The organism is Acinetobacter sp. DMC2 (genome assembly GCF_056314305.1).
This window is the reverse complement of record NZ_JBQUYP010000011.1, coordinates 1-18,222: the sequence shown is the minus strand read 5'-3', so window position 1 is coordinate 18,222 and position 18,222 is coordinate 1. Positions and strand designations below refer to the sequence as shown.

The following is an 18,222-nucleotide window of genomic DNA, read 5'->3' as shown; positions in this document are numbered from 1 at the left end:
TTTAATGCGTGTTCTGGGCGTTAATATTAAAGTGTTAACGTGTTGGCACTTTATTCGAGAACGTTATTTTATGACTACTCAAGAAAAACAGAAAAAATTAAGTTTGAGGCCTTTATCTCCTAGAGATCCAAAACAGCCGCATAGAGCAGCAACTCCCCTCGAATTATTGTTCGATTTAATTTTTGTGGTCGCGATTGCAACAGCGGGTCAGCAATTACATCACGCGATTATTGAAAATCACCTCTGGCATGCATTACCAAGCTACCTGATGGTATTTTTTGCGCTGTGGTGGGCATGGATGAATTTTTCGTGGTTTGCTTCAGCTTACGATAACGATGATGCATTGTATCGATGCCTTACCTTTGTTCAGATTGTGGGGTCATTAGTGATGGCCGCAGGTATTCCTGATGTATTCCATAGTCAGGACTTTGACATCATTATTGTCGGCTATGTGATTATGCGCTTAGCGCTGGTTACCCAGTGGCTGAGAGCCGCAAAACATGACCCTGAACGACGAATTACGGCTTATCGCTATGCAATAGGCATTGTATTAGTTCAGGTAGGTTGGTTAGTTGCTAATTTCGCGCACATACTTTCTATCCCCGTTTTTTTATTTTTAGTAGTGATGGAGCTATTTATTCCCATCTATGCAGAGAAATATTCTCCAACGCCGTGGCATCCTCATCATATTGTAGAGCGCTATGCCCTACTCACAATTATTGTGTTGGGTGAATCGATTGTCGGTAGTTTTAATGCAATACGTGATGCCTTAGCAGCTCAGTCCATGAATATCCCTGCCGTTTTCTTAATGATCGGTGGATTAATGCTGATGTTTGCCATGTGGTGGGCTTATTTTGACCGTAGCGAACAACACCATCATGTTAAAGGTGTACGCCCTTTCGTTTGGGGATACGGCCATTATTTTGTTTTTGTCAGTATAGCTGCGGTAGGTGCGGCGCTTGCTGCTGCTGTGGATGTCACAACCCATCATGCGCATATTTCTGATTTATATATGGGAATAGTCGTTGCGGTGAGTGTGGTGCTCTATACCACCTGTATTTGGATACTTTACGAGTTCCAATGTTTATCTGGAATCACGAAATGGTTTTACCCGATCACAGCACTGATTATTTTATGTATTCCGTTTATTTGTAATAACGTGGGATATAGCGTTTTTGCGATGGGTATTGTCTATAGTTTACGTTTAATCGTTTCTAATAAATTTATAGCCAATATAGAGCCAGAAAAAGTTTAAAAACAGAAAAATAAAAAACGGGTTTCAATTTGAAACCCGTTTTTTATTGAATCATCTAACGCGGAAGCTAAGCAGCTTTCGCTTTTAATGCATTCATTAATTTTTGATGTAAGCCACCAAAACCACCGTTAGACATAATCACAACAGCATCGCCCTCACCTGCTTCATTGACAATACGTTCAATAATTTCATCAAGTGAACGACTGACTTGAGCACGGTTAGAAGCAGCTTCAATCACAGGTTGTAAATCCCAATCTAAACCTTCTGGCTGATACCAGATAACGTCATCTGCTAAACGTGCTGAATGTGCCAAGCCATCTTTATGACTGCCCATACGCATTGTATTTGAACGTGGTTCAATAATGGCCCATAAACGGCGTTCACCTAAGCGTTTACGTGCGCCATCTAAAGTGGTGTCAATTGCAGTTGGGTGGTGAGCAAAGTCATCATAAACCTCAATACCATTAACTGTACCGAGTAACTCCATACGACGTTTTACACCGCCAAAGTTAGACAAAGCTTCACAAGCTTGTTCAAGTGCAACACCTACATGCTGAGCAGCTGCAATCGTTGCCAAAGCATTCGCTACGCTATGTTGCCCTGTCATGGTCCATTTAACTTCGCCAACGACATTGCCATTTTCGAGTACTTTAAAATGGCTACCATCAATTGAGATTAATTCAGCAGATAAAGCAGCTTTTTCATTCGCTTCTAAACTTGTACGAATCACTGGTGTCCAGCAACCCATTTCAAGCACTTCATCAATATGAGTTTCAGTAATCGGCGCAATAATACGGCCTTCACTTGGAATGGTACGAACAAGATGATGGAATTGCTTTTGAATCGCTGCTAAGTCATCAAAAATATCGGCATGGTCAAATTCAAGGTTGTTTAAAATCGCCGTTTTTGGGTGATAGTGAACAAACTTAGAACGTTTATCAAAGAAAGCAGAGTCATATTCATCGGCTTCAACACAGAAGTATTTGCCACCACCTAAACGAGCGCTTTCACTAAAACCAAGTGGAACACCACCAATTAAAAAGCCTGGATTTAAACCAGCCTGATCAAGTACCCAAGCCAGCATGGTGGTAGTCGTGGTTTTACCATGAGTTCCTGCTACACCAAGCACATGTTTACCTTGTAAAACATGATCAGCAAGGAACTGAGGACCAGAAATATATGGCAAACCTTCGTTAAGCATATATTCCACTGCATCAATACCACGTTTCATGGCATTTCCGACAATGACTAAATCTGGATGAGGCTGTAAATGACTGCGGTCATAGCCTTGCATGAGGGTAATGCCTGCGTTTTCTAACTGGGTAGACATTGGTGGGTAAACGTTTGAATCGGAACCAGTTACCGTATGTCCTAAATCACGAGCTAAAAGTGCTAAAGAGCCCATAAAAGTGCCACAAATACCCAAGATATGCAGATGCATTGCTCGCCTTCTCCACTGCTTTTGTACACAATATTCGTATGAATGACTGTGTGTGCATTATTGATAAATTTGCCAGCAACGATAGCAAGGCTAAACTCGAAAAGATAGTCAAAAATCGTTGTTGTTCTATGTGTTTGAGGCTCTAACAAAAGCGCATCTTTATTTTTTCGATTTAAGCTGAATTACAGTTTTATCTTTTATAATGTTTTGTATCTTTAAAATACTTAAATCATCGTAAAGATGAAGGATGTGCCTTTGAGCCCAACGGTTTTAGCTTTTACGCTATTAATTATTTCTAACTGCTTTATGACACTTGCATGGTATGGGCATCTTAAATTTTTGCACCATGCTCCACTTTGGCAAGCAATTTTATTTGGTTGGATTATAGCCCTGCTTGAATATAGTTTTATGATTCCAGCAACTCGTATGCTGAGTGCGCAAGGCTGGTTACTTGGTGAAATGAAAATTACGCAAGAAGTGGTCACACTGATTGTGTTTGTACCGTTTATGCTTTTCTTGTTTAAGCAACCATTTAAACTGGATTATTTGTGGGCGATGGTATGTTTATTTGGTTGCGTCTACTTCGTATTTAGAAGCCAGTAAGCTGCAATAGGTTGCATTGAATGATTTATTCTACTTTGCAATAAGCCATTGCTCTTCCAAATGCCTGATTATCTTGCAGGATGTTTAAATAATATTAATAAAATTTGAGAATGTGTCATTGTTAAACCATGACATTTTTTGATGATATTAAAAATATTCGCAGAGCTGGTCAGTTAAATTTTCGTGAGATGAAAAATCAGTCTATAATAACGGGCTTCCGAACCATTTAAAACTTGGCTCTCGTCGAGATTTATCTTCTTTTACTTTTGTCTCTGGAACATTAGCAATGAATGCGGCCGCAGCACAAGACGCTCAACCTCTCGTTGGAATTATTATGGGTTCTCAATCTGATTGGGCAACTCTCGAAAACACAGCCAATATGCTTAAACAGCTTGGTGTCCCATTTGAAGCGGAAGTGGTATCTGCTCATCGTACTCCAGATCGTTTATTTGAATATGCAGAAACTGCGCGTGATCGCGGTATTCAAGTGATTATCGCCGGTGCAGGTGGTGCAGCGCATTTACCTGGAATGTGTGCCGCAAAAACTGATTTACCTGTTTTAGGTGTACCAGTTAAATCATCAATTTTAAATGGCGTAGATTCTTTGCTTTCAATCGTACAAATGCCAGCAGGTATTGCAGTGGGTACTTTGGCGATTGGTCCGGCTGGTGCGACGAATGCAGCAATTATGGCTGCACAAATCTTAGGTTTAACACGTCCTGAAATCGCAAAAAATGTTGCTGATTTCCGTGCTGCGCAAACTGATAAAGTTGCAAGCAAAAATATTCCGGGTCAGGTGTAAGAGGCTGAGATGGATAAAACTATCGGTATTTTTGGTGGTGGACAACTGGGCCGAATGATGGCTCAAGCAGCGTTACCATTAAATATTCAGTGTACTTTTTTTGAAGCAAATACAGATTGTCCAGCAGGTGTTTTAGGTCAAGTCTTTTCTAGCCAAGATGAGCAAGGCTTAAAGCAGTTTATTGAAAGTGCTGATGTTTTCAGTCTTGAGTTTGAAAATACACCAGTTGAAGACGTTGATGTTTTGACGCAAACCAAAGCATTGCACCCTCCTCGTGTTGCTTTAGCAACTGCGCAAAATCGTTTGTCAGAAAAAGCGTTGTTTGATGAGCTTACTATTCCTGTTGCGCCGTATCGTGCTGTAGATAGTCTAGAAAGCTTGAAAAAGGCTGTTGCTGAGCTTGGTTTGCCGATTGTACTTAAGACTGCAACTGGTGGATATGACGGTAAAGGTCAGTTTGTACTTCGTTCAGAAGACCAGATTGATACTGCTTGGGCTGAACTTGGGCCTGCAAAAAGTCTAGTTGCCGAAAGCTTTGTTAAATTCTCTCGTGAAGTTTCAATTATTGCGGTGCGCGGCCAAAATGGTGAAGTAAAAACTTGGCCACTGGCTGAAAATCACCACCATAATGGCATTTTATCGCATTCAATTGTTCCAGCACCGAATAGCGAAGCTTTGCAACCTGTGGCTCAAGACTACATTACTCGTTTGTTGAATCATCTCAACTATGTAGGTGTGTTAACTCTAGAGCTATTTGTGACAGAACAAGGCTTATGTGCAAATGAGATGGCACCGCGAGTGCATAACTCAGGTCACTGGTCCATTGAAGGCGCTGTTTGTTCTCAGTTTGAAAACCACATTCGAGCTGTTGCAGGATTACCATTGGGTTCAACAGATGTTGTTCGCCCAACGGTTATGATCAATATTATTGGTCAGCATCCTAAAACTGAAGATGTACTTGCCTTAAATGGCGCTCATCTGCACCTTTATAATAAGTCTGAACGTGCTGGCCGTAAGTTAGGCCATATCACTTTAATGCCTGTGGATAGTAATGAATTGACGAATTTATGCCGTCAATTAGCAGAAATTTTGCCAGAACCACTCGCTTTAACAGCAGATATGACCCTCTAAAATATTTCTTATTCTCTAAAAAGCGATCTTCAGATCGCTTTTTTTATCTTTTAAATTTAAAAAATAATAAATCCTGAGTAATTTCTTGTTTGTGGATAACTTTTTATAGGAATTTTTGAATTTAAATATTGATGGTATTTTTTAAATTTAAAAAGTGAAGCTTGATTGTTTTGAATTTAAAGTTAGTTATCCACAAGAGAGTTTGATTTGTAGCTGATCATAGAGCTTATGTTTTTTGAATTCAAATCTAGTGGTGTTTGCTGAGGTGTTTTAAATTTAAAATAACGCGGTAAGTTTGAATTTAAATTATTGCGTGATTTTTGAATTTAAAAATATAGATTGGTTGGTTGATTGGATTTTTCGTGTCATCAAGAATAATGAAATATAGAATGGAATCAATAAATAGTGCTGTTTTTGCTCGATTGTGGATAAGTTTATCCACAGAAACGCCTGTGTTATAGTTTAAATTTAAAGTAAGACTTTTGAATTTAAACTATGCGCTATTGTTTTGAATTCAAAACTGGTGATGCAAATGAGGGGAAGTTTTAAATTCAAAATAAAGTGGGAAATTTGAATTTAAAACACTGGAAATGAATTTAAAGAAGAGATTATGAATTCAAATTTACGTTTTCTCTCTGAAATTTTAGACTCATAATGGTATGGTACTTAAAAATTTAAATTCAAAAATTGAAACTGGGATAATATGCGACGTTTTTCTTGTATTGTTGGCTCTGTATTTTTAGCTATGACTCAGGCTCAAGCAGAGCTCGTAATTAATGGTTCTACAATATCTAGCAATGCTACTGTTCCAGTAGTAACTAGTGAAGATTATACGCCTAATAATAATTTCCAAAGTTGTTTGGCAAATTTACGTTCTCAAGCAATTGCTGCGGGAGTCTCGGGAACAACTTATGACCGTTATACTCAAAACTTAACTCCAGATTATTCAGTTATTGATAAATTAAACTATCAACCAGAATTTTCGACACCAATTTGGGATTATCTTTCTGGCTTAGTCGATGAAGAGCGTGTGGAGCTTGGAAAACAAAAACTAGCGCAATATCGCGATGTTTTAAATCGTGCTTCTCAAACTTACGGTGTGCCACCAGAAACAATCGTGGCAGTGTGGGGGGTAGAAAGTAATTTTGGTGATATTTCTGGAAAATATCCTTTATTACAAGCGCTCGGAACTTTAAGTTGTGAAGGTCGTCGACAAAGTTATTTCCGTACTGAATTTTTTGCCACCATGCGTATTTTACAGCGCGGTGACTTAACTGAAGATCAACTGAAAGGTTCATGGGCAGGGGCATTTGGACATACGCAATTTATGCCATCGACCTATGAGCGTTTAGCTGTTGATTTTGATGGAGATGGTCGTCGCGATTTAGTATCGAGTACTGCAGATGCATTGGCATCAACGGCTAATTTCTTAAATAAAGCTGGTTGGCAAACAGGAATGCCATGGGGTTTTGAAGTAAAAGTTCCTCAAGGCATGTCAATTGATGGAGAAGGGAGACGCTCAAAGAAAGCATTAAGTAGCTGGAGTGCACGAGGGGTAACTCGAATTGACGGCTCTCCACTTGTTCAAGGGCCTTTATCTGGCAGTACGTCGGCAGGTTTAATGGCACCAGCAGGTGTAAATGGTCCAGTATTTTTAGTATTTAAGAATTTTGATGCTATCTACAGTTATAACGCAGCGGAAAGTTATGGTCTTGCAATTGCCCATCTATCTGATCGTTTAAAAGGCGCTCGTCCTTTTGCAACATCTTGGCCAACTGATGATCCAGGAACTTCACGCGCTGAACGTCGCGAAATTCAACAGTTTTTGATTAATCGCGGCTACGATATTGGTGCAGTCGATGGTCTTATTGGGGATAAAACTCGTGTAGCTATTCGTCAGGAGCAAACTCGTTTAGGTTTAAATCCATCAGGACGAGCAGGGCAACAAATCTTACGTGCATTTCGCCAAGAACAAGCCCAAAAAATGATGCAATAACATGAAGAAATAAAAAAGGTCTGCACATGCAGACCTTTTTTATAAGTACTTGTATTAGATTGCTAATCTAATTTTACCGCTTCCAAAATATCAAAAATAACTGAAGTAACATCTTGGCTTAAATCTCGATCATTAAAGATTTCATACGCAGTGATCGTAACATCTGTATCACTTGGTAATTGCTTCTGTTCTTCTTCAATTAAATGTTCAATCGGTAACAAAGTCTGTTTCACTTCAAGATGTAAAATATCTTTATATTCGATATTTTCATCTTCAAGCTCGATTTCATGCTCATTGAAAAAGGGAATTAGAATAGAATGAAGATACGGTTTGATTTCAATAATATCAAACAGTTCAATATCGCGTGTTTGTTCAATTGTGCTGATATGATCATTTACTTCAATCAGGATATGATAGTAACTCATCTTGATCTCCATTCTATTTTCGTTAGCTCTTATGACCACAATAACATGACTTTGATATGAATTTCGATGTATCTATCTAGAAATAGATACATCATTTTATATCAAGTTCTTAATTATTGAGGTAAAGCACTCAATAGATCGCGATCAGCATCTGTAAGACCAGTGACTTTTCTGTCACCATCTTTACGTACTGAGTACATTAATGCATCTGGTTGATCGCTATGTTTTAAACCAAGCGCATGTCCTAACTCATGAGCAATCGTTAAGCGTAAATCATCAATAGACTTAAACTCATAAATCACAATTTGTTTGCCATTGTAGATACCTTTTTTAAAGACATCAGCTTGGGCATTTTGCTTAAATTGGGTTAATGAGTTATTGAACTCATTGTTAATCTGATTAAAGTGAGCAACTTTGATATTTAAATCTTTAGCTTGCTCATTATAAGCAGCAATTTCTTTCTTTAAAGCAACAGTTTGTTTTTGCAAATCTTTCTGGGTTTTAGCCAAAGATTTAGCACTGTATTCAGGTGCTAATTTGCCTTGGTTAAGCTGCATCATTTGCTCGTCAAGATTTTTCAATTTGCCATTCAAAATCTGCTTCTTATTTTCAAGGTCAGATTGAGTTTGACCAAGAGTTTGTTTCAATTGCTTAATTTGTTGCTGCTCATCAATTACACGTTGCTGTTCTTGCTGAAACTGAGCAGCAATTTTTTGACGCTGTTCAGAACGACTCTGACTATTATCGTAAACTAAACGAATTTCTAACTTTGCATTTGGATCATAAGTAAAATAATCCTGACCAGTGCCTTGTTTCCAAATATCTGCAGCTTGTTGGCTAATTTGAATTAATTGGTCTTGGCTTAAACCAAAACGTGGATCAATATCAGCAATTTTGTAAGTCAAATGTTGACCTGCTTTTTGCTGAATTTGAGTGTGAGCTGGAGTAGCAAGATTAGCATTAGCCTGAAAATTAGAAAAAGCAAAGGCTACGCCTAATAACAATGATGTTAAACGCATAATAAAAAGGTGGGAGATTTTAAAAAAAACGTATTATAAGAATATAAAGTGAAAAATCAATCAAAAAACGTACGATTTAGATAAATAAATGAGACTTTAGTCTCATAGTTTTTTACCAAATGCCAAACTATTTTGTAGAAAAAATTCAGTAAAATTGGTTTTATGTAGTTTTTTTAATTAGTTAACTTTAATGATTTTCCTTAATTAAACTATAAATTGAGCCTAATAGCTCTAAATCTGAATCTGTTAATTTGAAATTATGAATATCTTGCTCTTTTAACCGTGGATACATTAATGATTTAGGATCAGTAGTATGTTTTAATCCTAATGCATGGCCAAACTCATGGGCAAGGGTTAAACGTAAATCATTTAAAGAAGCGTAACCGTAAATTTGAATTTGGTTTTGGCTGAATAAGCCTTTATGGAAGGGGTGAATACTGGTTTTTTGTTCTAGTTTGAATTGTGTTTTTAAAGAGCTTAAATCACTTTGCTCTTCATTGAGTTCCCTAATTTTTGAATTAAGCAATTGAATTTTATAATTTAAACTATTTGATTCATTTTGTAGATTTCCAGATTTTTGCTGGAGTTGATTTTGCTGCTCTTTTAGCTCATCGGCACGATAGTATCGATGTTCTCCTTGATTAAAGCGTGTTACATTTTGTTGATATTGTTCAAACTCAGCTTTTAAACTGATCTTTCTTTTGTTTAAATCACTTGATAGTTGAGCAACTTCCTGTTTGTTTAGAACAATTTCTTCATTTTTAATGCGCCATGCCTCCTGCTTTTGCAAAAGGGCATCCAAATTGTTTTGTTGTTCATCTTTAAGCATCTGATGATCATCATAGATTAAGTTAATTGACAATTGAGCCTGTGAATCATAAATAAAATAGGTTTTTCCTGTTTCTTTGTGCCAGATTTCAGCAGCTTGTTGGCTTACCTCAATAAATTTTTCTCGAGTTAATTGAAACCGTGGATCAATAAAAGCAATTCGATACTTTAAAGGTTGATTAGAGGAACCCATTGCTAGATTATTTTGAGCAAAGCTCGTCGTTTGAAAGCCTATGCCTACACATAAGCTCAATCCCCACCATAGAATTTTTTTCATGGCAAAATAAAAAATATAAATAAAATCTTATTGTTAGCTACTTAATTTAATTCGTCAAAATGATAAAAAGTACAGGAGAGTGGGAAAGCTTTGTGATCTTGGTAGAAAAATTTAATAAGATGTTTTTAGACTTGGCAATAATGGAATAATTAATGTAATAAGTAACAATGTATTTTAGTTTAGAAAATCTTTTTTATAATTAATACATTAGTTTTTATAATTGACTTTTTTGACATTAAATAATTTAAAAATATATGAAAAAACGTATTGTTATTTTTTGTAACCAATAAAAAACCGCGCCTAAGCGCGGTTTTTTATTAAAGAAACAAATTATTTTTTGTCATCTTTAACTTCAGTAAACTCTGCATCTACAACACCATCATCAGCTTTTTGTTGACCTGCATCACCACCTTGGAATGCATTTGGATCAAAGCCTTCTGCACCACCAGCTTGCTGTGCTTGTTCATAAGCACGTTGAGTGATAGGCATCAAGATGTTTTGTAAAGCTTCAGTTTTAGCTTTGATATCTTCAACATCATTTTCTTTTGTTGCTGCTTCAAGTTCAGAAACGGCAGTGCTTACAGCTGTTTTTTCATCTTCAGTAACTTTGTCACCAAGATCTTTAACTGCTTTGTTCGAGCTTGAAATTAATGCATCTGCTTCGTTACGAGCTTTTGCAAGTTCTTCAAACTTACGGTCTTCTTCAGCATTTGCTTCAGCATCTTTAATCATTGCTTCGATTTCAGCATCAGACAAACCTGAGTTTGCTTTAATCTGGATCGATTGCTCTTTACCAGTACTCTTATCTTTAGCAGATACTTTCAAGATACCATCAGCATTGATGTCGAAAGATACTTCAATTTGTGGCACACCGCGTGGAGCAGGCGGAATGTCACCTAATTGGAAGTTACCCAACAATTTGTTTTGTTGAGCCATCTTACGTTCACCTTGGTAAACAGAAATGTCTACAGCAGGCTGGTTGTCAGCAGCAGTAGAGAACACTTGTGATTTCTTCGCAGGAATCGTCGTGTTTTTCTCAATGATTGGTGTTAATACACCACCCATTGTTTCAATACCTAAAGTTAATGGTGTTACGTCTAATAAAAGAACGTCAGTTTTGTCACCAGACAATACTGCACCTTGAATCGCAGCACCGATTGCAACTGCTTCGTCAGGGTTCACGTCTTTACGTGGCTCTTTACCAAAGAATTCTTGTACTTTTTGTTGTACAAGTGGCATACGAGACTGACCACCAACCAAGATCACGTCAGAGATGTCTGAAGTCGAAAGACCAGCATCTTTAAGTGCGATTTTACAAGGCTCAATAGTGCGAGCAACTAAATCAGCAACTAAACCTTCAAGTTTCGCACGTGTTACATTGATCACTAAGTGTTTAGGACCAGTTGCATCGGCAGTGATATATGGAAGGTTGATTTCAGTTGCATTTGATGAAGAAAGCTCAATTTTTGCTTTTTCAGCAGCTTCTTTCAAACGTTGTAACGCAAGTGGATCATTTTTCAAGTTCACACTTTGTTCTTTCTTAAATTCTTCAACCAAGAATTCAATTAACGCGTTATCAAAGTCTTCACCACCAAGGAAAGTATCACCGTTTGTTGATAACACTTCGATTTGTTGGTCGCCATCAAGGTCTGCGATTTCAATGATTGATACGTCAAAAGTACCACCACCTAAGTCGTAAACTGCAACTTTACGGTCGCCTTCTTTTTTGTCCATACCGAACGCAAGTGCAGCAGCAGTTGGTTCGTTAATGATACGTTTAACGTCTAATCCAGCGATTTTACCCGCATCTTTAGTTGCTTGACGTTGAGCATCGTTAAAGTAAGCAGGAACAGTAATAACTGCTTCAGTCACTGTTTCACCTAAATAGTCTTCTGCAGTTTTTTTCATCTTTTTCAAGATTTCAGCAGAGATCTGTTGAGGTGCTAATTTTTTGTCGTTTACTTCAACCCAAGCATCACCATTGTCAGCTTTGATGATTTTGTAAGGTACAAGACCGATATCTTTTTGTACCGCTTGATCTTCATAACGACGACCAATTAAACGCTTAATAGCGAATAATGTATTTTTCGGATTAGTTACTGCCTGACGCTTAGCACTTTGACCTACTAAGATCTCGCCATCTTTATAAGCGATGATCGATGGAGTTGTACGCGCGCCTTCAGCGTTTTCGATTACTTTTACTTTATCGCCTTCAAGTACAGCAACGCATGAGTTGGTAGTACCTAAGTCAATACCAATAATTTTTGCCATGTGACGTTTTCCTCAAAAATTCTTTTGCAATGTTTTTGCTTGTTATCCGATATGAGAGTGAATCTATTTTTTTCAAGCGTTTTAGCTAAAAAAAATCTAAAAACTCTCAAAAATTTACTTATTGACCAACCATAACCATAGCAGGGCGCAATAAGCGGCCATTTAACGTATAGCCTTTTTGTAAAACAGTACCGATTTCATTTGCTTTAGCATTAGGATCAATACCTACTGCTTGATGTAAATCTGCATTGAAACCATTTTTAGTATCAGCTTCTACAACGCCAAATTTCTCAAGCGCAGTTAACAGTGACTTTAAAGTTAATTTGATACCTTCTAGTACTGGTGTTTCTTCATCACCCGCTGCTTGAATTGCACGCTCTAGATTGTCTACAGAATCAAGTAATTCTTTGGCAAATTTTTCAAGCACAGTTTCTTTATGCTTATCAGACTCACGTTGAATACGCTCTACACTTTTTTGTGCTTCGTAAACAGCATTTGCTGTACGTGCTTTTTCAAGTTTTAGGCTTTCTTCTAATTTGGTGATTTGCGCTTGTAAAGATTCAACGGTAACGTCGTTTGCTTGCTCTACACCTTCAGCCTGAGTTTGCTCATTAGATTGCTCTGCTTGCTCGTGTTGAATGTCTTGAGCTTGCTCGTTTTGCTCATTAGCCATTGATGATCTCCGTTTAAATGGGTTTTTAAACATGTACAGTCCTTTTGGCATCAGCATTTACTGGGTAAAACCTGAACTGCCATGCATATGCTGTAATTCATTAATAGGGATGAAGTATGGGCATTGCCTAAAAATTCAAGCGTACATGGCAATTTAAAACTTTTAATTTTGCGGTTTTAAGTAAAAATCTAAATTTTCGATCATAAAAGCAATAAATTCCTGCGTTATTTTGGGTAAATGTTGTCTCGATGCATATACCACTGACAGACTTAATTCCGGAGCAGAAAAGTTTTTAAATAAAGGGACTAATCTTTTTTCTTTTAAATCTTTTGTAACTAATAGTGAAGGCAACATTGCCACACCTTGGGCATGTAAACACATATCATAAACAGCATTTACATCATTACTTTTGAAGGTCACATTTAAAGGGTAATTCTGCGGTTGTTGCTCTTCATCAAAAAGTGTCCAAAATTGATGTTGGCTGTGGTGAGCTAAACATTCATGTTGAATAAGTTGCCTTGGATGGGAGAGGGGGCTGTGCTGCTTTAAATAATCAGGATGAGCACAGAAAACAGACTCGATTTGACAAACTGGTCGTGCAATTAAACCATCTGCAACTTTTTGCGTTATACGTAAGGCTAAATCGACCTGTGCATCAATTAAGTCCATTGTATTTTCAGTCAGATATACATCAAATTGAATATGCGGATGTTGCTGTTTAAATTGGCGAATACATTCCCCAACCCCTAATTGAAATAAAAATAAACCACAGGTAAAACGAATCGTACCATTATGTTGTTCGGGTGCGGCTAGCTCTTGTAAAAGTTGCTGTTGTTGTAAAATATTTTCGCAGTAGAGGAGGGCTTTTTCACCTGCTGGCGTAAGTGATATTTTTCGTGTATTTCTTTGAAATAGTCGAGTTGAGAAGGTGTGTTCAAGATGCTCAAGATAACGAGAAACCATCGCACGGGAATAATTCAGGTGTTCTGCGGCTTTGGTTAAATTGCCATGCTGAGCAATAGAAACAAAGACTTGTATGGCTTTTAATGTGTCCATATGCATCATCATTATTACAATATATGCAACAGTTTATCTTAATTTAGTGCATTTACCTTACAGGAATTGCAATTTAAAGTATTTCTTATGAAATTGGAGAATACATAATGAAATTTTTTAAATTAACTGCTTCAGCCCTAGCAACTGCTACAGCTTTGACAATGGCTTCCTCCGCCTTTGCACAAGATCTAAAAATCCAAAGTTTTCTGGCTAAACCTGAACATTTTGGCGTGACGTCTACTTTAATTGAAGGCGATAAAGAAGTTCTATTGGTTAATGCCCAATTCTCAAAATCTGAAGCATTACGTATTGCTGCCGACATTATCGATAGCGGTAAAACCCTAAAAACAATTTTCGTAAGCTATGGCGATCCAGATTATTACTTTGGCTTAGATGTATTTAAACAATATTTCCCAAATGTACAAATCATCGCAACGCCAGAAACTGTTAAACATATTCAAGATACTCAAGCGCTCAAAGTGAAGTATTGGGGTCCACAAATGGGTGCAAATGCGCCTAGCCAAATTATTGTGCCTCAAGCTTATACTGCTAAAACTTTAAAGCTAGAGAATGAGTCCATCGAGATTAAAGGTAAGAAAGAACTCACTTATTTATGGATTCCTTCTTCAAAAGCAGTAGTAGGTGGTATTCCTGTCTCTTCAGGCATTCATTTATGGATGGCAGATACACCAAAAGTTAAAGACCGCAATGAAGTAATTCAAACGCTAGAAAACATTAAAGCACTCCAACCTCAGACAGTTGTTCCTGCCCATATGGTTGAGGGAGCTCCACAAGGTTTGGATGCAGTTAACTTTTCGATCAACTATCTCAAGAGCTATGAGAAAGCCGTTAAAGTAAGTAAAAATGCGAGTGAGCTGAGTCAACTCATGCAAAAACAATATCCAACATTAAAAAGTGTGGATAGCCTAGAGCTGGGTGCAAAAGTTGTAAAAGGCGAGATGCAGTGGCCGTAATTTGAATCGAAATATCGTAAATTTTTAGAGAAGCCGTGGTTCAAACCCGGCTTTTTTAATAGAAACGGGAATTTTTAAGCAAAAAACCTCTGTAACATTCTACGCACCTTATATAGTGTTTCTATAAAGAGAATTTTTTTGAGTAGAGCAAAAGGCTCAGATAAAAATTAAAAATTGATAAAATTAAACAAAAGCTTAAGTTGCTACCTTTATATAAAAGATAGAGCTAAGAGTAGGGAAGTGAATTTAATAAAAAATTGCACAATTTGTACTTCTATTACTACAAAAGACAACCAATGATACGCACGCCAGAAAAAAAAATTGTGAATTATAGGCAGCGCGAAGATGATCTTCGCATTTAAGTGTTTGTCGTAATGAAAGGAAAGCGATTATGAAAAAATTAGGTCTTATCTCTGTAGTACTTGCTGGTGTTGCTTTTACAGCTGTTGGTTGCGCATCTGAAGCGGGTTTAAACGCATCAGGTTCTGCTCAAACAAGTGCTAGCCCATCTGGCGTGCAAGCTGGTGTAGGTGTTGATGCGGGCGTTTCTGGCCAAGCACAACCAGGTCAAGTTGATGCTGGTGCTTCTGGTTCTGTTTCAGGTTCTGCAACAGCTCAGTAATTCTTAGTGATAAGAATAGTTAAAAGATTATAGAGTCATATATTTAAGATGCCGATTTATGTATGAAGTGAGCTGCTACTCATTACTCTATAATTAAGAGAATTTAGAATTCTCAAAAAAGCCCCAAAAGACGTAGCTTATTGGGGCTTTTTATATAGTAATGAATTTAGTCATCATGACGATAATCCCGATGATTATGATCACGATCTTCTACCCGTTTTTTATCCCACTCGTGGCGTTTTTTATCGTCATCCCAGCGTTTCTTATCCTCGTCATGGCGTCTTTTATCCCATTCATGACGATTTCGATCCTGTTCGCGAGCAACTCTTCGTTGTTGTTCATATATTCTTTGACGTTCTTCCCAGCGTCTTCGTTCCCAATCGTTATATCGACGTCCATCATTGCGATCATAGCGATTACTATCATGATCATGGTAACCATAACCACCACGATAAGAAGGGTCATCCGTATAAGCCACGCAGCCTACAGTTAAAAGACCGGTTGCTAATAAAGTAACAACTAGTTTTGTTGACATAATCGTACCTCTTTTTTGTCTGTTAACAATAATTGGCAAAAAAGTCCTGTTTTAAGTGACAGATTTGTTAATGACATTTGCTTGAAATCAGATTAGCGTAATTTGGGTTTTACCTTTGTATCTTGATTACATGAGTTGTATGCGAATATAGTCAAATAACAACAGAATTCTGTAGAAAATATGAAGGATAAGAGGAATTCATGGAGATAGGCATGACAGCATTTAATCAAAAAATTCAAACATTGCTAGATAAGGGCCAAGGGCCTGCTGCTCGAGCTCTTGATAAGTTACCTCGATTAGCTCAAGAATCACTTGCTAAAATTCTTGGATATTCTTACCAATATCCAGATCTCGACTCATTTACTAAATGTATGATGGCTGTACAAATTAAACAGGGTCGTATTGGTTTTATTGGTTCAGATCCAATTGAATCTAGAAGGCAGTTCGATACGCAAATGCTGGCTATACGCCACAAGTCAACAGAGATTGACTTAGTGGAAGATATTCGTTTACCTCTCCAAAGCGGAACTGTTTTCGCAAGACACTATCATCCAGCACCGAATAAAAAATTACCTCTTATTGTTTTCTATCATGGAGGAGGATTTGTTGTTGGTGGTTTAGATACTCATGATGAGGTTTGTCGTATATTGGCAAGGTATGCAAAAGTACAAGTACTCAGTATCGATTACCCTCTCGCACCTGAGGTTTCTCCTCGGCATTTAATTCAATCTTGTGAAGATGCTTTAGCTTGGGTATATCAAAATCGTAGACAGTTAAAAATATTAAAAGGTCGAATTGCGGTAGCGGGGGATAGTGCAGGTGGAAACATCAGTACAGTCGTGGCTCAAAGATCAGTAAATAAACCTTATGCTCCTCAGGCCCAACTTCTTATTTACCCTACAGTTGATTTTAAGAGCCGACATCCTTCTTTTTATGCTTATAACGAAGGGTTGGTTTTGACGGATAGCGATATTAATTATGTCACTCAATATTATGCAACGCAGCATAACGTAGAACTAGATGATCCTATTATTTCTCCAACCTATGGCAACTTGAAAAAGAACCCACCAGCTTTTGTGATTACTGCTGGGCATGATGTATTACATGACGAGGCAAAAATCTATAGTTATAAGCTACGTCAAAATGGTGTCAAAATGCATTATGAAGAATATTCAGATCAAACTCATGGTTTTATAAATTTGACGCCTATTTCAAAAAAAGCCAAACGTTACACCATTGAGTTCAGTAAAAACTTTAGAAAATTTTGGGATAAAAATAGCTAAATAAAAGTTTGGTCCATGTTTCACGTGGAACATGGACACATATACACATCCAAAATATTAGGCCTTAAATAAAAGACAATAAATACTCACTAGAATTCTTTTATATAGACGATTAAATTTAACCTTTACTAAATTTTGCATTTTATTGTAGGAAAATATGAAAAAATTATTAATGCTATGTTGCTTAGGTCTAAGCAGTCATTCAGTTTGGGCTGACACTTTAGTTGAAATGCAAACAAATTTAGGCAATATAGAAATACAACTTTATGACGAGAAAGCCCCAATCAGCGTAAAGAATTTTAAAACCTATATAAAGTCGAACTTTTATAAAGATACGATCTTCCATCGCGTAATACCTGGCTTCATGGCGCAGGGTGGTGGACTTACTGCAAATATGCAGGAAAAGACAACCCGAGCACCAATCAAAAACGAAGCTGGAAATGGAATTGCTAACACCCGCGGAACTTTAGCAATGGCTCGTACTGCAAATCCGGACTCTGCTACTAGTCAATTCTTTATTAATGTCGCAGATAACAGTTTTCTAAATCGCTCAGCTGGTAACGCAGGTTATGCGGTTTTCGGAAAAGTAATTAAAGGAATGGATGTGGTTGACCGTATTGTAAAGGTACCTACAACCAATGATGGCATGCATCAGAACGTTCCTAAACAACCTATTAAGATACTAGAAGTGAAAATCAAAAAAGAATGAAAATAAATAATTTAATATTTATTGTTTTTTATCAGTTGCTTAGTTAATTATTTTGGCTTTTTTGATTTTTAGTTGGGTAAAAAAGAGTCGGTCAAACACATATATTTAGAAAAGTGCTTGCGTACCAGTTTTTTTTCCCTATAATGCACTCATCCCGACGCGATACACGAGAATATCTTAGCTTACAGGGTTAAGATGGAAACTTAGTATTGCGTTGAATTCTGTCTCTGACGAAGAGCAGAAAAATCATTAAGAGAATTGAAGAACAACTTGTGTGGATTTTTACTGATTGATTAATCGAAATATTATCATTGATTGATTG

16 protein-coding genes and 1 pseudogene are annotated in these 18,222 nt (G+C 37.2%); 9 read left to right on the top strand and 8 right to left on the bottom strand.

Annotated elements, in window-relative coordinates; translation table 11 throughout:
• Positions 1–4: 4 nt before the first annotated feature.
• Positions 5–1,255 (top strand): low temperature requirement protein A, encoded by a 1,251-nt coding sequence (locus tag ACT53H_RS18365; RefSeq protein ID WP_476009824.1) that lies wholly within the window; start codon positions 5–7, stop codon positions 1,253–1,255.
• Positions 1,256–1,322: 67 nt separating this feature from the next.
• Here ACT53H_RS18365 and mpl read toward each other — a convergent pair whose 3' ends face one another.
• On the bottom strand, positions 1,323–2,696 hold the full coding sequence (gene mpl, locus ACT53H_RS18360) for a UDP-N-acetylmuramate:L-alanyl-gamma-D-glutamyl-meso-diaminopimelate ligase (RefSeq protein WP_476009823.1): 1,374 nt from the start codon (positions 2,694–2,696) through the stop codon (positions 1,323–1,325).
• A 240-nt stretch (positions 2,697–2,936) separates the two neighbouring features.
• Between mpl and ACT53H_RS18355 the strand changes: the two genes are divergently transcribed.
• From ACT53H_RS18355 to ACT53H_RS18340, 4 genes are all read left to right on the top strand, one after another.
• The gene (locus ACT53H_RS18355; protein ID WP_014207671.1) at positions 2,937–3,299 is read left to right on the top strand and encodes a DMT family protein; all 363 of its coding nucleotides are present in this window, start codon (positions 2,937–2,939) and stop codon (positions 3,297–3,299) included.
• Positions 3,300–3,585: 286 nt separating this feature from the next.
• Complete coding sequence (gene purE / locus ACT53H_RS18350; protein WP_002115451.1) at positions 3,586–4,101, top strand: 5-(carboxyamino)imidazole ribonucleotide mutase; 516 nt, start codon at positions 3,586–3,588, stop codon at positions 4,099–4,101.
• Between the two features lie 9 nt (positions 4,102–4,110).
• Complete coding sequence (locus ACT53H_RS18345; protein WP_004795549.1) at positions 4,111–5,232, top strand: 5-(carboxyamino)imidazole ribonucleotide synthase; 1,122 nt, start codon at positions 4,111–4,113, stop codon at positions 5,230–5,232.
• 703 nt (positions 5,233–5,935) lie between these two features.
• Entirely contained in the window at positions 5,936–7,228 is a 1,293-nt protein-coding gene (locus ACT53H_RS18340; RefSeq protein ID WP_057085260.1) for a lytic murein transglycosylase, read from the top strand.
• A gap of 62 nt (positions 7,229–7,290) precedes the next feature.
• Here ACT53H_RS18340 and ACT53H_RS18335 read toward each other — a convergent pair whose 3' ends face one another.
• The 6 genes and pseudogenes from ACT53H_RS18335 to ACT53H_RS18310 form a co-directional block, all read right to left on the bottom strand.
• Positions 7,291–7,665, bottom strand: a complete 375-nt coding sequence (locus ACT53H_RS18335) for a hypothetical protein (protein ID WP_003656007.1) — start codon at positions 7,663–7,665, stop codon at positions 7,291–7,293.
• A 101-nt stretch (positions 7,666–7,766) separates the two neighbouring features.
• A pseudogene (locus tag ACT53H_RS18330) lies at positions 7,767–8,748 on the bottom strand (M57 family metalloprotease).
• Positions 8,749–8,859: 111 nt separating this feature from the next.
• Positions 8,860–9,777, bottom strand: a complete 918-nt coding sequence (locus tag ACT53H_RS18325; RefSeq protein WP_476009822.1) for a matrixin family metalloprotease — start codon at positions 9,775–9,777, stop codon at positions 8,860–8,862.
• Between the two features lie 330 nt (positions 9,778–10,107).
• Positions 10,108–12,048, bottom strand: coding sequence for a molecular chaperone DnaK (gene dnaK, locus ACT53H_RS18320; RefSeq protein ID WP_476009821.1), 1,941 nt, complete (start codon positions 12,046–12,048; stop codon positions 10,108–10,110).
• 118 nt (positions 12,049–12,166) lie between these two features.
• Positions 12,167–12,721: a nucleotide exchange factor GrpE gene (grpE, locus tag ACT53H_RS18315; RefSeq protein WP_004795539.1), complete on the bottom strand. Its 555-nt coding sequence runs from the start codon at positions 12,719–12,721 to the stop codon at positions 12,167–12,169.
• 162 nt (positions 12,722–12,883) lie between these two features.
• Entirely contained in the window at positions 12,884–13,777 is an 894-nt protein-coding gene (locus ACT53H_RS18310; RefSeq protein WP_476009820.1) for a LysR family transcriptional regulator, read from the bottom strand.
• Between the two features lie 107 nt (positions 13,778–13,884).
• On the opposite strand from ACT53H_RS18310, the gene ACT53H_RS18305 reads away from it, so the two are divergent.
• Both ACT53H_RS18305 and ACT53H_RS18300 read left to right on the top strand, forming a co-directional pair.
• Complete coding sequence (locus tag ACT53H_RS18305; RefSeq protein ID WP_174741548.1) at positions 13,885–14,751, top strand: MBL fold metallo-hydrolase; 867 nt, start codon at positions 13,885–13,887, stop codon at positions 14,749–14,751.
• A 391-nt stretch (positions 14,752–15,142) separates the two neighbouring features.
• A complete protein-coding gene (locus ACT53H_RS18300; RefSeq protein ID WP_000733015.1) occupies positions 15,143–15,373 on the top strand; it encodes a hypothetical protein in 231 nt (76 codons plus the stop codon).
• Between the two features lie 166 nt (positions 15,374–15,539).
• On the opposite strand, the gene ACT53H_RS18295 is transcribed toward ACT53H_RS18300, so the two are convergent.
• A complete protein-coding gene (locus ACT53H_RS18295; RefSeq protein ID WP_476009819.1) occupies positions 15,540–15,908 on the bottom strand; it encodes a hypothetical protein in 369 nt (122 codons plus the stop codon).
• A 212-nt stretch (positions 15,909–16,120) separates the two neighbouring features.
• Between ACT53H_RS18295 and ACT53H_RS18290 the strand changes: the two genes are divergently transcribed.
• Together ACT53H_RS18290 and ACT53H_RS18285 are read left to right on the top strand one after the other, a co-directional pair.
• The gene (locus ACT53H_RS18290) at positions 16,121–17,191 is read left to right on the top strand and encodes an alpha/beta hydrolase (RefSeq protein ID WP_174742188.1); all 1,071 of its coding nucleotides are present in this window, start codon (positions 16,121–16,123) and stop codon (positions 17,189–17,191) included.
• Between the two features lie 157 nt (positions 17,192–17,348).
• Entirely contained in the window at positions 17,349–17,900 is a 552-nt protein-coding gene (locus tag ACT53H_RS18285; RefSeq protein ID WP_174759402.1) for a peptidylprolyl isomerase, read from the top strand.
• The last annotated feature ends 322 nt before the right edge of the window (positions 17,901–18,222 follow it).